The sequence below is a fragment of the Streptomyces sp. SID12501 genome (assembly GCF_010550245.1).
GTDB lineage: Bacteria > Actinomycetota > Actinomycetes > Streptomycetales > Streptomycetaceae > Streptomyces.
In genome coordinates this window covers 105,268-118,491 of sequence record NZ_JAAGLU010000021.1, presented here as the reverse complement: position 1 = coordinate 118,491, position 13,224 = coordinate 105,268, and the positions used below count along the sequence as shown (strand labels likewise).

General features: G+C 72.3%; 12 protein-coding genes. 6 read left to right on the top strand and 6 right to left on the bottom strand.

What is annotated here, in order from left to right; genetic code table 11:
• Positions 1–2 precede the first annotated feature (2 nt).
• A complete protein-coding gene (locus tag G3I71_RS25205) occupies positions 3–1,130 on the bottom strand; it encodes a GNAT family N-acetyltransferase (RefSeq protein WP_203731341.1) in 1,128 nt (375 codons plus the stop codon).
• A 49-nt stretch (positions 1,131–1,179) separates the two neighbouring features.
• Positions 1,180–1,878: a hypothetical protein gene (locus G3I71_RS25200; RefSeq protein WP_164317524.1), complete on the bottom strand. Its 699-nt coding sequence runs from the start codon at positions 1,876–1,878 to the stop codon at positions 1,180–1,182.
• 163 nt (positions 1,879–2,041) lie between these two features.
• Here G3I71_RS25200 and G3I71_RS25195 point away from each other — a divergent pair, with 163 nt between their 5' ends.
• Positions 2,042–2,734: a copper homeostasis protein CutC gene (locus G3I71_RS25195; RefSeq protein ID WP_164317522.1), complete on the top strand. Its 693-nt coding sequence runs from the start codon at positions 2,042–2,044 to the stop codon at positions 2,732–2,734.
• A 119-nt stretch (positions 2,735–2,853) separates the two neighbouring features.
• Here the strand turns inward: G3I71_RS25195 and G3I71_RS25190 are convergent, their stop codons facing one another.
• Positions 2,854–4,920 (bottom strand): ATP-binding domain-containing protein, encoded by a 2,067-nt coding sequence (locus G3I71_RS25190; RefSeq protein WP_164317520.1) that lies wholly within the window; start codon positions 4,918–4,920, stop codon positions 2,854–2,856.
• A 313-nt stretch (positions 4,921–5,233) separates the two neighbouring features.
• Between G3I71_RS25190 and G3I71_RS25185 the strand changes: the two genes are divergently transcribed.
• A complete protein-coding gene (locus G3I71_RS25185) occupies positions 5,234–5,428 on the top strand; it encodes a hypothetical protein (protein ID WP_164317518.1) in 195 nt (64 codons plus the stop codon).
• 12 nt (positions 5,429–5,440) lie between these two features.
• Here G3I71_RS25185 and G3I71_RS25180 read toward each other — a convergent pair whose 3' ends face one another.
• Complete coding sequence (locus G3I71_RS25180) at positions 5,441–7,120, bottom strand: DNA repair helicase XPB (protein ID WP_164317516.1); 1,680 nt, start codon at positions 7,118–7,120, stop codon at positions 5,441–5,443.
• Positions 7,121–7,318: 198 nt separating this feature from the next.
• Here G3I71_RS25180 and G3I71_RS25175 point away from each other — a divergent pair, with 198 nt between their 5' ends.
• Positions 7,319–7,867 (top strand): hypothetical protein, encoded by a 549-nt coding sequence (locus G3I71_RS25175; RefSeq protein ID WP_343243073.1) that lies wholly within the window; start codon positions 7,319–7,321, stop codon positions 7,865–7,867.
• Between the two features lie 31 nt (positions 7,868–7,898).
• Here G3I71_RS25175 and G3I71_RS25170 read toward each other — a convergent pair whose 3' ends face one another.
• Positions 7,899–10,472: a helicase C-terminal domain-containing protein gene (locus G3I71_RS25170; RefSeq protein WP_164317514.1), complete on the bottom strand. Its 2,574-nt coding sequence runs from the start codon at positions 10,470–10,472 to the stop codon at positions 7,899–7,901.
• 164 nt (positions 10,473–10,636) lie between these two features.
• Between G3I71_RS25170 and G3I71_RS25165 the strand changes: the two genes are divergently transcribed.
• Both G3I71_RS25165 and G3I71_RS25160 read left to right on the top strand, forming a co-directional pair.
• Positions 10,637–11,677 carry a hypothetical protein gene (locus tag G3I71_RS25165; protein WP_164317512.1) on the top strand — a complete coding sequence of 347 codons (1,041 nt, stop codon included), beginning with the start codon at positions 10,637–10,639 and terminating at the stop codon, positions 11,675–11,677.
• 62 nt (positions 11,678–11,739) lie between these two features.
• Positions 11,740–12,390: an HAD family hydrolase gene (locus tag G3I71_RS25160; protein WP_203731272.1), complete on the top strand. Its 651-nt coding sequence runs from the start codon at positions 11,740–11,742 to the stop codon at positions 12,388–12,390.
• Here G3I71_RS25160 and G3I71_RS25155 read toward each other — a convergent pair.
• Positions 12,363–12,617: a hypothetical protein gene (locus G3I71_RS25155; protein WP_164317507.1), complete on the bottom strand. Its 255-nt coding sequence runs from the start codon at positions 12,615–12,617 to the stop codon at positions 12,363–12,365. The two genes, G3I71_RS25160 and G3I71_RS25155, sit on opposite strands and share 28 nt — an antisense overlap.
• Before the next feature lie 216 nt (positions 12,618–12,833).
• On the opposite strand from G3I71_RS25155, the gene G3I71_RS52315 reads away from it, so the two are divergent.
• Entirely contained in the window at positions 12,834–13,217 is a 384-nt protein-coding gene (locus G3I71_RS52315) for a cold-shock protein (RefSeq protein WP_164317505.1), read from the top strand.
• The last annotated feature ends 7 nt before the right edge of the window (positions 13,218–13,224 follow it).

Genomic DNA, 13,224 nt, shown 5'->3' with positions numbered 1-13,224 from the left:
CGTCAGCCGCGCAACTCGTACGCCTGGAGGCCTTCCGCGTCGAGTTCCTCGCTCACCCTCACGAATCCGGCGCGGGCGATCACCGCCTGGGACGGGGCGTTGCTCGGCTCGATGGTCGCGAACAGGGACCGTACGTCGTCCCGGGCCAGCGCCCGTTCCGCCAGCGCGCGCAGCGCCTCCGTGGCGTAGCCGTTGCCACGGGCGGGTTCCGCGAGGTCGTAGCCGACCTCGGCCTTGCCCTCCTCGTCGGGGGCGCCGTGGAAGCCGACACCGCCGACCGCGCGGTCGTCCTCGCGGCGTACGAGGATGTACATGCCGAACTCCGGGCGGTGTACGCCCGCTTCGTAGGACTTGATCAGCATCCCGGCGGCCTCGCGAGTGCCGTGGAAGGGGCCGTCCTCGATCCAGTCGAAGCCGCCGGTGCCGCCCGAGCTCAGGTCGGCGGCGCCCGAGCTCAGGTCGGCGGCGGCGGCCGGGGTGACGCCCTCCAGACGGAGGCGGTCGGTGTCGAGGACGAGGTTGTTGCTCCAGGTCCACCCGGTGAGCCGGGCGCGGCCGGGGAGGTCCGCGCGGCCCGTCGCCCAGAGCAGGGTCTGCCAGCGGTCGGGGCCCGGCCGGACCTCCGGGAAGATTCGGGTGAGGACGAACTCCGCCAGGTGTGCGGGCGGTTCGTACGGCAGCCCCAGGCCCTCGGCCATGTCGTGGGCGTGCAGCAGCACTTCGGCGATGCCCATCGCGGCGAAGCCCTCGCGGTTCGCACTGCGGAAGGGGGCCGGGTGGAAGGCCCGCGCATCACGGGGTGCGGTGCGGATGGCGGCGGTGAGCAGGGCGCCGGTCGCCGTGATGACGTCGAGGATGCCTTCGTTGACGCGTGTGTCGGCACCTTCGTTGCCGGCGGGGGCCAGGCCGCCCACGCTGCCGAGGGTGATGTTGAGGCGGGCGTACGGGCTCTGTGTCCGTCCCGCCAGCCGCGCGGCGTAGGTGACGAGGTCGGTGACGATGTGCTCGGCGGTCTGCCGGCAACTCCAGTCCAGCCCACCCGCGTTGGTGTCCGCCCAGTCCCGGTCCACCACCGGCCGCAGCAGCGCCACCGCGCTCGCGACGGCCTCGTCCACTTCGTTCCCGCCCATGCTCAGCATGCGGCGAGGATAGGGGGTGGGGTGCGGTGACGGACACGCATTAAACCGGCCCCGAGCCGGCTTCGAGCCGGTTCAGCTCCGCCGCGATGTTGGCGCGCGCCGGTCCCTCCCAGTGCTGCGATCCGTACGGCGTCCGGAACAGCTCGGGCAGGGCGAGGAGTTGGCGCAGTACCGCTGCCCGGCCTTCCCGGAAGGCGTCCTCCGGGACGAAGGCGTACTCCTCGCGGACTGCGGCTGCGTAGGCGGCGTACGTGCCCTGGGGCGCGGCCAGGATCGCGAGGTCCGCGTCGCACAGGACCTCGCCGTTGCGGTCGCCGGGCGCGAGGGCGTGGGTGACGGTGAGGCGGACCAGGCGGGCCACTTCTGAGGTGTCCGCCGGGGAGACGCCCGCCTCGGGGAGGGCGCGCTCGGCGAGACGGGCGGAGCGCTCCTCGTTCTCGGAGCGGTCGGGGGCGTATACGGCGTCGTGGAACCAGGCGGCGAGTCGGACCAGGGCGGGATCGTCCGCGTACCCGGCCTCGGCCAGTACGTCGATGTGGTCGAGGACCGCGGTGAGGTGGGTGAGCGTGTGGTAGCGGCGCTGGGGTTCCTGGTAGCGGGTGAGGAGGTTGTCGGCGTAGGGGGTGGGGTCGGGAAGCTCCTTGGCGTCCCGGGGGCGGGCTGCTTCCAGGGTCCGGGTCCAGTGGGCGCGGAGGGTGGCGAGGGTGGCGGCGGCGTCGAGGTCGGCTTGATCGGGCATGCGGGCATTCTGCCGTCCGGGCGGGGTGGGCCGGAGGGTGGTGCGGTGAGTGACTGGGGCGGGGCTCGGGCGTACTCTTGGATTGGACTAGACCTGTAGTCGCCTCCGATGCGCCTCCGATGTGAGTCCAAGGGAATCCAAGAGATCCAAGGGAAGGGGTCCGATGAGCCGGCGCGCAGTGCTGGAGGTGATCGCCCTCGGTGTCGAGGACGCCGTCGCCGCCCGGGACGGAGGTGCGGACCGGCTGGAGCTGGTCACCGACATGGCCGCCGACGGGCTCACCCCGACGGTCGCGGCCTTCGCCGGGATCCGGGCCGCCGTCGACATTCCGCTGCGGGTGATGCTGCGGCTGGCGGACGGGTTCGGCGCCGGGGATGTCGACCAGTTGGCCGGGGTCGCCGGGGAGCTGCGGGGGGCGGGTGCGGAGGAGTTCGTGCTGGGGTTCCTGAGGGCGGACGGTGGTGTCGATCTCGCTGCCGTCGAGCGGGTCGTGGGGGAGATCGAGGGGTGCCGGTGGACGTTCCACCGGGCGATCGACCATGCCGTCGACCGGGATGCGTTGCGCAAGCAGCTCGACGGGCTTCCCGGGCTGGACACCTACCTCACCGCCGGCTCGGCGGTCGGTGTCGACGACGGGCTCCCCACGCTGCTCGCGGAGGCGGCGCGGGGTGGGGAGCCCGGGTACGAGCAGCGGCTGCTTGTGGGGGGCGGGTTGCGGCTGGAGCATGTGGCGCGGCTGCGTGCGGCCGGCGTGGACGCGTTCCATATCGGGGGTGCGGCTCGGCCCGAGGGGTGGGGGAGGCCGGTGTCGGTGGGGGCGGTCGCGGAGTGGCGGGGGGTGCTGGACGGGGGGTGAGGGGAGTGTTTTTCGCCCCCGCCGCCCCTACCCGTCCCATCCCTGGGGGCTGCCGCCCCCAGACCCCCGCTTCGGCCCTGAAGGAGCCTCGTCCTCAAGCGCCGGACGGGCTGAAATGCCTAGGCCAGCTCGCCCGGCAGTGGCGCCGCGTGCACCACGATCAGGCCCGACACCGCTCGGGTCAGGGACACGTACAGGCGTCGCAGGCCCGTGCGTTCGTCGGGCTCGGCGTCCACCACGGCCTGGGGTTCGTCCAGGACCACGTAGTCGTACTCCAGGCCCTTCGCGAGGGACGCGGGGACCAGGGTCAGCCGGGTCTCGTGTGTCGTCTCCTCTCCCGGGGAGAGGTGGCCGAGGCCCGCCGCCGTCAGGGCCTCCGCCAGTGCCGGGATACGGGCGTCCGCCGCGATCAGGCCCGTCGAGCCCTCGTTGCGCAGCAACTCCTCGCAGGCGGCCACCACTTCAGCCACGCCGCTGATCGGCCGTACGTCGAAGAACCCCGGGTTCTCGCGCACCGACGCCACCGGCGTCAGACCCGGCGCGATGTGCGGCAGCAGGCGTGAGGCATAGGTGATCACGTCGGTCGGGACGCGGAAGCCCGCCGTCAGTTCCTCCACCACCGCGTCCGACTTGCCCAGGTGACCCAGCGCCTCCTCCCAACTCCGCGTCGCCCAGGGCGTGGTGCCCTGCGCGAGGTCGCCGAGGACGGTCGCCGAGCCGGTCGTGCAGCGTCGGCCCACCGCCCGGTACTGCATCGGTGAGAGGTCCTGCGCCTCGTCGAGGACGACATGCCCGAGGGAGTGCGTGCGCTGGACCAGGTCGATCGTCTCGTCGATCAACACGGCGTCCGCAGCGGACCACTTGGCCGACTTCACCGACCGTACGGGCTTCGCCCGGAGGATCTCCTTCTGCTCGTCCTCGTCGAGGATTCCGGCCGCGTGCACGGCGAGGAAGTCGGCGTCGGTGAGCAGGCGCAGGACGAGTTTCGCGGGGTCGACGGGTGGCCAGACCGCCTTTACGGTGGCCTTCACCGCCGGGTTGCGGGCGACGGCGTCCTGCACACGGTCGTCCGGGGCCTCGCCCGACCGTTCCATCTGCACCAGCACCATGTGCGCGATGCGCTGCGGCAGGGCCTCGCGGGCTGCACCGTAACGAATCCCACGGTCCAGCAACTCCCGGACGATGACCTCGAGTTCGTACGCCGGGACGCGCCAGCGCCTGGACCCCCGTACGACCATCACGGGCTCGGTGGGCAGGGTCACGTGGGAGTAGACGGCATTGCGCAGGACGTCCGCCATCCTCGCGTCGCCCTTGACGATCGCCGCCGGCGCGTCGTCGGTGCCGTTCACCTCGACATGGGCGACCAGGTCGTCGACGGTGGCCTGCTTGACCTCCAACTCGCCCAGTGCGGGCAGCACTTGCTCGATGTAGTGGAGGAAGGAGCTGTTCGGCCCGATGACGAGGGTGCCGGTGCGGGCCAGTCGGTCGCGGTGGGCGTAGAGGAGATAGGCGACCCGGTGCAGACCGACGGCCGTCTTCCCGGTGCCGGGACCCCCCTGCACGCACACCGAGCCGCCCAGCCCGCTGCGTACGATCTCGTCCTGCTCGGGCTGGATGGTGGCCACGATGTCGCGCATCGGGCCCACGCGCGGGCGCTCGATCTCCTGCTGGAGCAGCTTGCTGGTGGCGGCCGACTCGCTGGGGTCGGAGAGGTGCTCGTCCTCGTACGCCGTGAGGTCCCCGCCGGTGTACCCGAACCGGCGGCGCAGGGCGACGTCCATCGGGTCCGTCTTCGAGGCCCGGTAGAACGGCTGGGACACCGGCGCGCGCCAGTCGATGACCATGGGGTCGCCGTCGGCGTCGTGGACATGCCGACGCCCGATGTAGAACTGCTCCCCCTCCGCGCCCTCGGCCTGCTCGGCGCCGGGAGCGTGCAGGTAGTCGAGGCGGCCGAAGAACAGCGGGGTGTGGCTGAGGTCGGCGAGGGTCTTGATCCGCTCCCCGATCTGGCGGGAGAGGACCGCCGCGTTGACCCAGTTCGCGGTGACGTCCTTGATGTCGAGGGACTCCGCGTCCTCACGCATGGCACGGAGGGCTGCCCGGGAGTCGCTGAGATGGGAGCGTTCGCGGCCGAGGGGGCCGTCGGAAACGGGGTCGGAAACGAGGTCGGGAACGGGGCTGGACAAGGTGGTGCCTCCGGATACCTGCTGCGTACGCGTGCGTACCTGCTGCTGGGTGTGACGTCGAGAAGCCGACCGGTTTCCGACCGGGCGGCGGCGCTCCACGACGGGAGGCGGGCAAGAGCGGAGAGCCTAGGGGACGGGAGGAGGCTGAGGCCAATCAATATCCGGATATCCGGTGTACGGCGTCCGCGGTCCCCTAGGGGACGGACTCCACCTTCCTGTGGGGGAGACGTCCACCCGGAGTCGTACAGGGGGACGACGGAGGTTCGGCCCGCAGGCCGATGGCATCGGCGCCCCCGGAAGCAACCATGGATACATGAGCGCAGCAGCCTTCACCTCCGCGTCCGTAGCCTCCGTGGCTTCCGTCCGCTCCGGTGGCACCCCCGTGCGGGGCGGCCACCGGCACCCCTTCGGCGACACCCTCCGCGCCGTCAGGGTGTTCGCGGGCGCCACCCTGAGCGTCGTACTCCTCGGCGAGTACGGCGAGGAGGCGGGAGTGCGCCGCAGGTGAGCGGCGTACCCCTCAGCCCGAAGCTCCGTCCGTGCCCTCGGCGCCTCCTGCGTCCCCGGCCAGCAGCTCGTCCGCGTCCATGATCCGGTACGCGTATCCCTGTTCCGCCAGGAACCGCTGGCGGTGCGCGGCGAAGTCCTGGTCGAGGGTGTCCCGGGCGACCACCGAGTAGAAGTGGGCCTTGTGCCCGTCGGCCTTCGGCCGCAGTACGCGCCCCAGCCGCTGAGCCTCCTCCTGGCGTGACCCGAAGGTCCCCGAGACCTGGATGGCCACGGTGGCCTCCGGCAGGTCGATCGAGAAGTTCGCGACCTTGGACACCACCAGCACGCTGATCTCACCCTGACGGAACGCGTCGAAGAGCTTCTCGCGCTGCGAGTTCGGCGTCTCGCCCTTGATGACGGGCGCGTTCAGGTGCTCACCCAGTTCGTCGAGCTGGTCGATGTACTGGCCGATGACGAGGATCTGCTGTCCGGCGAAGCGCCGCACGATCGCCTCCGTGACCTTGCGCTTGGTCACGGTGGTCGCGCAGAAGCGGTACTTCTCCTCGGTCTCGGCGGTGGCGTACGCGAGCCGCTCCGACTCCGTCAGGTTGACCCTGACCTCCACACAGTCGGCGGGCGCGATGTAGCCCTGCGCCTCGATCTCCTTCCAGGGCGCGTCGAACCGCTTCGGCCCGATGAGCGAGAAGACGTCGGACTCGCGCCCGTCCTCCCGTACGAGGGTCGCGGTCAGCCCGAGCCGCCGCCTGGCCTGCAGATCGGCGGTGAACTTGAAGACGGGCGCGGGCAGCAGATGCACCTCGTCGTAGATGATCAGGCCCCAGTCGCGGGAGTCGAACAGCTCCAGGTGCGGATAGACGCCCTTACGCCGGGTCGTGAGCACCTGGTAGGTCGCGATGGTGACCGGCCGGATCTCCTTGCGGGTCCCGCTGTACTCGCCGATCTCCTCCTCGGTCAGCGACGTCCGCTTCACCAGCTCGTGCTTCCACTGCCGGGCCGAGACGGTGTTCGTGACGAGGATGAGCGTGGTGGCCTTCGCCTGGGCCATGGAACCGGCCCCGACCAGCGTCTTCCCCGCCCCGCAGGGGAGGACGACCACTCCGCTGCCGCCGTGCCAGAAGTTCTCCACGGCCTGCTGCTGGTAGGGGCGCAGCGCCCACCCGTCCTCGGCCAGTGCGATCTCGTGCGCCTCGCCGTCGACGTACCCGGCGAGGTCCTCGGCCGGCCAGCCCAGCTTCAGCAGCACCTGCTTGATCTGCCCGCGCTCGGAGGGGTGCACGGCCACGGTGTCGGGGTCGAGCCGGGCGCCGACGAGCGGGATGATCCGCTTGGAGCGCAGAATCTCCTCGAGCACGGGACGGTCGGTGGTCGTGAGGACCAGCCCGTGCGCCGGATGCTTGGAGAGGGTCAGCCTGCCGTAGCGGTCCATCGTCTCGGCGATGTCGACGAGCAGCGCGTGCGGCACCGGGTAGCGGCTGAAGTGCACGAGCGCGTCGACGACCTGCTCGGCGTCGTGCCCGGCGGCCCGCGCGTTCCACAGGCCCAGCGGGGTCACCCGGTAGGTGTGGATGTGCTCCGGCGCCCGCTCCAGCTCGGCGAACGGTGCGATGGCCCGACGGCATTCGCCGGCCTGCTCGTGGTCGACCTCCAGGAGCAGGGTTTTGTCCGACTGGACGATGAGTGGACCATTCACGTACGTGCACATCCCTTCCGTACGGCCTGCGGCCAAACGTCCAGTGTGCCCTACCGGCGGACGGTCACGGCGGGGTGCGAGTCACAGCGGCTGATCACAGCGGACCACAGCCGACGGGCCTGACAGGCAACCCCGGGGCCGGGCTGAGTGTCTGGTACGGCGGGAGCGGCGCGGGGACGCGGCGCGGGGAGGGAGTTCGTGGTGCGGTCGGTGGGGAGATGGGCGTCGGGGCTGGGAGCCGTGACGGTGCTGGTGGCGACGGGGGCGTGGGTGCTGTGGCCGGCGGGCGTCGACGCCCGCCTCTGGGACGAGGTGCGGCCGGTGATCGAGACCCGGCTTGTGGCCGACTCGCGGGGCAGCGGGTACGAGGAGACGGTGCCCGGCAGCAGGGTGCGGTGGTTCTGCCGGGCGGAGCCGCTGGACCTCGGCGAGGACGGCGACGGTGTCGTACGGGCAGGCGTCAACACCCTGTGCATGGAGTACGGGGTCCGCGCGGGTGCCCTGGTGGAGTGCGGCGGCTTCCGGTACCCGCAGGTGCTGCGGCTGGAGCGGGCGGCGGACGGCGACTACCGGGTCGTGTCGCGGGAGGAGCCGCCGGACGGCGCCGGGTACGCGGAGTGGATGGAGGACCACTTCAGTTACTTCGCCGAGTCCGGCACCGACGACTCGATGTCGTCCACCGCCCTGGAGACCGCCGCCCGAGCCCACTTCGGCCTGCCCGCGGACGCCAGGGTCGTCGCCTGCTGACCGGATGCCCCACCAGCGGCCCTGGGCGCCCCTACGGCTGGTCGTCCGCCAGTTCCGCGACCCCTGTGACCCGGTGCAGCGGATACGTCCGTACCTCGTCCGCCGTGTGGTCGTACGCCGTCACGAAGCCGCCCTCCACGCGGATGGGGGCGATGACGCGCTGGCTGGCGGCGCCCTCGGCGTTGACGTAGCCGATCCACACGGCCTCGCCGGTCATGACGGCGGCCTGCATGGTGGCCAGGGTCTCGGGAGGGCTGGTGCGCGGGAGGTCGCCGTTCGGGGCCGGGGTCTCCGTCGGTTTGCGCGGGGTCGTCGAGGCGAGGTCGCCCGCCCTGATCGCCCGGATCGCCGCCGAGAGGAGCGTGTTGTCGGGGGCCGGGGGGCCGTCCGGTACCGGGTCCGGGGCTGTGCGGGGCGGGGTGCGGTGGGAGTGGGCGCGGGTGATCAGGACGTCACCCTCGGCGGACTCGGCGGCCGGCGCGAAGCCCATGCCGCGCAGCCCGTCGAGGAGCGTCGCAGGGTCGGCCTGCGCGGCCAGCACCGTGGGCGCCAGGCGCCGCAGACGCAGGTTCGCGGACCGCTTGTCGGCGAGGATCTCGCTGAGCACCGCGTCGTCGTCGCAGCGCACGTAGGCCGAGGCCACGCCGATCCGCAGGTGTCCGTGCCTGCGCGCCACGTCGTCGATGAGGTAGGCGAGGGGCTGCGGGACCGGCGTACGGGAGTGGGCGGTCAGGAAGTCGTGCAGGTCGGAGGCGGAGCGGCCGGCGTCCAGGGCGCGGCGTACGGAACCCGGGGTGAAGCGGTAGACCGTCGCGCCGCCCTTCGACTCGACGTCCGCGAGCACGCCGAGCATGTCGGCCAGGGGGCGCTTGAGAGGGCCCGGGGCCACCGCCGTCAGGTCCGCCTGGAGGAGGACGTGGTCGAGCGGCTCGGGGAGCAGCGGGGTGAGCAGCCGGGCGGCGGTGGCGGAGGCGACGGCCTGCTCGGACGCCGAGAGGGGTTCGAGGGTGTGCGCGTGGGAGTGCGGGTGGGAGTGGGTGTGGTCGTGATGGTGGTGGACCGGGAGTTTGTCGCCGGGGCCGGTCGGCTGCTCGGCCGCCTTCACCGGCGCGGCGGGGGCGCCCAGCAGCGCCCGGCCCTGGGACGACAGTGCCCCCCGGCCCGTGACGCCCAGCGACTCCGCCTCTGCCAGGGTCCAGCGGGCGAGCCTGGTGCGCAGGTCCTCGTCGCCCGCCCGGTCCTGCTGCGGGCCGCGCGTCGGACGCTCCCAGTGCAGGCGGGCCAGCACCGACTCGACGGTCGGGGACGTGCCCTCCGGGAGGGCGGCCAGCAGGGCCAGCACCCGGTGCCGTACCTCCGGCGCGGCCGACCGGTCCAGGGCCGGGCCGAGGGCGGACAGCGTGCGGTCCTTGGCGTCCCGGCCGCCGATCACTCCGGGCGTCCGGGTCGCCGTCAGCCACGCCTCCGCGAGCCGCGCCCAGCGCCGGCCCGAGGGCCACTCCAGCCACTCGTCGTACGCGGGGGTCGCCGCGTACCGCTCGTCGGTCTCGCCGTCGGACGCCAACAGGCCTGCCGCGTAGGCGAGTTCGACCCAGAACGCGGCCACCGGCTCGGACACGTCCAGGGCGACGGCCGTCCGCTTGAGGTCGCGGACGCTCAGCCCGCCGGCCCGCAGCACCGCCGGGCCGCCCTCGTCCCAGTCCTTCAGCAGCTCCTCGACGGTCGCGAGCGCGGTGTACGCCTGCCCGGCCGCCGCGTTGTCCACAACCTGTGGACGATGGGTCGCGGCGGGCTCGACCCCGGGCGGCAACGGCTCGGTCGTACGGTGCGCCCGGCCCTCGCGCAGATGCAGGGCCACCTCGCGCGGCAGTACGACGGTGCCGGGCGCGGTGGCGAGCAGGAGCCCCCGGTCCAGCAGCCAGCGCAGGTGCGCGGCCGGCTCAGCGGTGATCTGGCCGTACGGCGGGCCCCAGACGAGGCGCCGGAGCACGTCCACGGAGTCCGGGGCGGCGCTGTCGAGCAGCGCGGCCATCCGCCTGCGGTCGGTGAACAGGGCGGTGAGCGAGGCGACCGCGCTCACCGCGTCGTGCGTCGACGTGAGCCCCGCCGCCGCCACGATCTCCTGCACCCGGCCCGGCGACATCCCCGCCGTCGCCTCCGCGACGGTCGGCCCGAGCCCCGTCGGTGACGGATGCTGCGGCGAGGGTGCCAGCAGCTCACGGGCGGTGCGGACGAGACGCAGCCGGTCCGTACCGCCCCACACCAGCGCCTGCTCGCGCAGCGAGGTGAGGGCTCGGGGGAGGGCCGCCGTGACGCTGGGGTCGGCCGCGTCACCCGCGAGGAGGGCCAGCAGACCGTCGTACGCCGCCGGGTCCGGGGACACGGCCAGCGCCTGCGCCGTCTGGAGCGTGAACCGGTCCAGGCGTTCCAGGGCGCGTACGACCGACGCGCGGGTGCCGGCGCGGGTGGCCAGCTGGGTGAGGTCGGTGGGGACGGGGGTGATGAGGTCCGGCCGCGTGCGCAGCAGCGCGGCGAGCGATGCGTCGTCCCGCGCGCGAAGCGCCTCCGCGAGGGAACGCGGCGCCGGTGTCTCCTCGGTGCTCATCCCGCCAACGGTAGCGGGTGGGTGCGGTGAGGTGTCCTTTGTCGGTGCGGGTCGGTCGGTGTGGACGTCACTGGGGGCTGCGCCCCCAGACCCCCGCTTCGGCCCTGAAGGGGCCTCGTCCTCAAGCGCCGGACGGGCTGAATATGCCGGTAACGTCTGACCGTGTGGGTATCGAGAGCGACCAGGTCGTCTACGAGTATCTGAGCAGGGTCGGAGACCTGGCCCAGCAGCGGCAGTTGCCGTCCGGCGAGCGGATGCGCCTCGTCTCGGGGCTGCGGGCGGAGATCGACCGGCGCCGCTCCAGGGCCACGGTCGACAGCCCCGCCTCCGTACGCCGCATCCTCGACCGCATCGGCAGCCCGGACGAGGTCGTGGCCGGCGCGGGCCCCGGTCCCGGTGTGCCCGGCGCGCCCGAGGCGCCGCGTACCTCCGTACCCGTACAGCGTGACCGCGAGGAGCCGCAGCGCAAGGGCAAGGGGCTCGGGCGACTCGTACCGCGCCCGCGTCCGGCGGAGGCCGGCAAGGAAGCGGGCGTAGCGGAGCCATTCGCTCCGTTTCCCATGGGCGGCGACCCCGCCCCGCCCCATCTCGCGGGTACGGACGAGCTCGGGGACGCGGACTGGTGGCTGGCCGGCCGCACGGGCCCGCTCACGGACACGGACAGCCTCCCGGCCGGGTTCGTCGGCGGGGTGGAGATCCCCGACCTCCTCAAGCCGCCCAGGCCGCAGAAGCCGCAGCCGAAGCCGACGGACGAGGCCGTCGAGGCCACCGAGGACGACGCGTCCGCTGTCGAAGGGGACGCCGAGGACGAGATCGCGGACGCCCCCCGTCGACGGCTGCGACGGCTGCGCCTCCCCCTCCCCTCCGGCAGCTGGAGCAACCCGCTGCTCCTGCTCGCCGCCGGCCTCCTCGTCGCGGGAGCGGTCCTCGGCAACATCTACGCCCTCCTCGTCGGCTGGGCCATCGCCTACGCCTCGCGCCGGCTCTCCCAGGCCGAGACCAAGTGGGCGGTCGTGTACCTGCCCGGAGCGGCGGTCGCGGCCGGTGCCGGGTGGCTGTGGGGGCGTACGCGGGGCCGCTGGGGCGACCCCATCGCCGAGGGGCACATGAACGAGGCCATCGGCCAGACCTGGCCGTGGGTGGTGAAGGGCGCCGCGATCGTCTCCGCCCTGTTCCTCGTCTGGCGCTCCCAGCGCCGGCGCTGACCGCCCCCGCAGCCCTCGCAGCCCCCGTTTCTCGTTCTGTCCGCTCCCGCACAATGGTGCATATGACATCGATGCCCTCGCCGACGCCCTCCGGCGCGCTCACCGTCGGGTTCGACCTCGACATGACCCTCATCGACTCCCGCCCCGGCATCCACGCCTGCTATCTGGCGCTCGCCGAGCGGACGGGCACGTACATCGACGCCGATCTGGCCGTGACCCGGCTCGGGCCACCCCTCGCGGACGAGCTCGTGCAGTGGTTTCCGGCCGATCAGGTCGCGGCCATGAGCGACCTCTACCGTGCGATGTATCCGGCCATCGCCATCACCGCGACCCCCGCGATGACCGGCGCCCGCGAGGCGATCGCGGCCGTACGGGAGTGCGGCGGGCGGGCGATCGTCGTCACCGCCAAGTACGAGCCGAACGCCAAGCTGCACCTCGAACACCTCGGCATCGAGCCCGACGCGGTCATCGGAAACCTGTGGGCCGAGCAGAAGGCGGTGGCCCTGCGCGAGCAGGGCGCGAGCGTGTACGTCGGCGATCACGTCGGAGACGTACGTGGCGCGCGGGCCGCAAGTGCCCTGTCGGTGGCGGTGCCCACCGGGCCCTGCGACGCCGCTGAGCTGCGCGAGGCGGGCGCGGACGTCGTCCTCGACGACCTCACCCGCTTCCCGGACTGGCTGGCCTCCTACCGAGGTGTGGCGGCCCGCGCCTGACGGCGGCCCTCGGCCGCCGACCGGAGCACCCCGGCGCCCGCGACGAGAAAGCCGACGCCCATCAACATGCTCAAGCCGAACATGTACGTCGGGAATGGCGTCGTCCCGAGGAGGAATGGGGCCACGGTGACCAAAGTGGCCACCGCGCCGACGAAGAACACGATGGCACCGACACGGATCAGCCGATCTCCGGCCGCAGCGGAATTCGTTTGGGTTTTGTCACGCACTCGACCAGGGTAGTTCCCTGCCCGAAGGAACAACCCGGCGACGTCTTGTCACCGGCCTAGGGACCATTAGCCTTGGTACCGGCGGGTCACACGACCCGCCCCAGTGCTATCAAGACCCGTTTTCCCGCCAGCAGTTCGAAGCGCTTCGAAGCACTTCGTAGCAGATTCAAACAGCCCGAAGCAGTTTTCCGACGAGTACGAGGACGAGGAACAGACGTGCCTACCGGCAAGGTCAAGTGGTTCAACAGTGAGAAGGGTTTCGGCTTTCTCTCCCGCGATGACGGCGGTGACGTCTTCGTCCATTCCTCGGTCCTGCCCGCCGGAGTCGACGCCCTCAAGCCGGGCCAGCGCGTGGAGTTCGGAGTTGTCGCCGGCCAACGCGGTGACCAGGCACTTTCCGTCGTGATCCTGGACCCGACCCCGTCGGTCGCCGCGGCGCAGCGCAAGAAGCCCGACGAACTGGCCTCCATCGTCCAGGACTTGACGACCGTCCTGGAGAACATCACGCCTTTGCTGGAAAGGGGCCGTTACCCCGAGAAGACCTCGGGCGCGAAGATCGCGGGCCTGCTGCGGGCGGTCGCCGACCAGTTGGACGTGTAGGACGTTT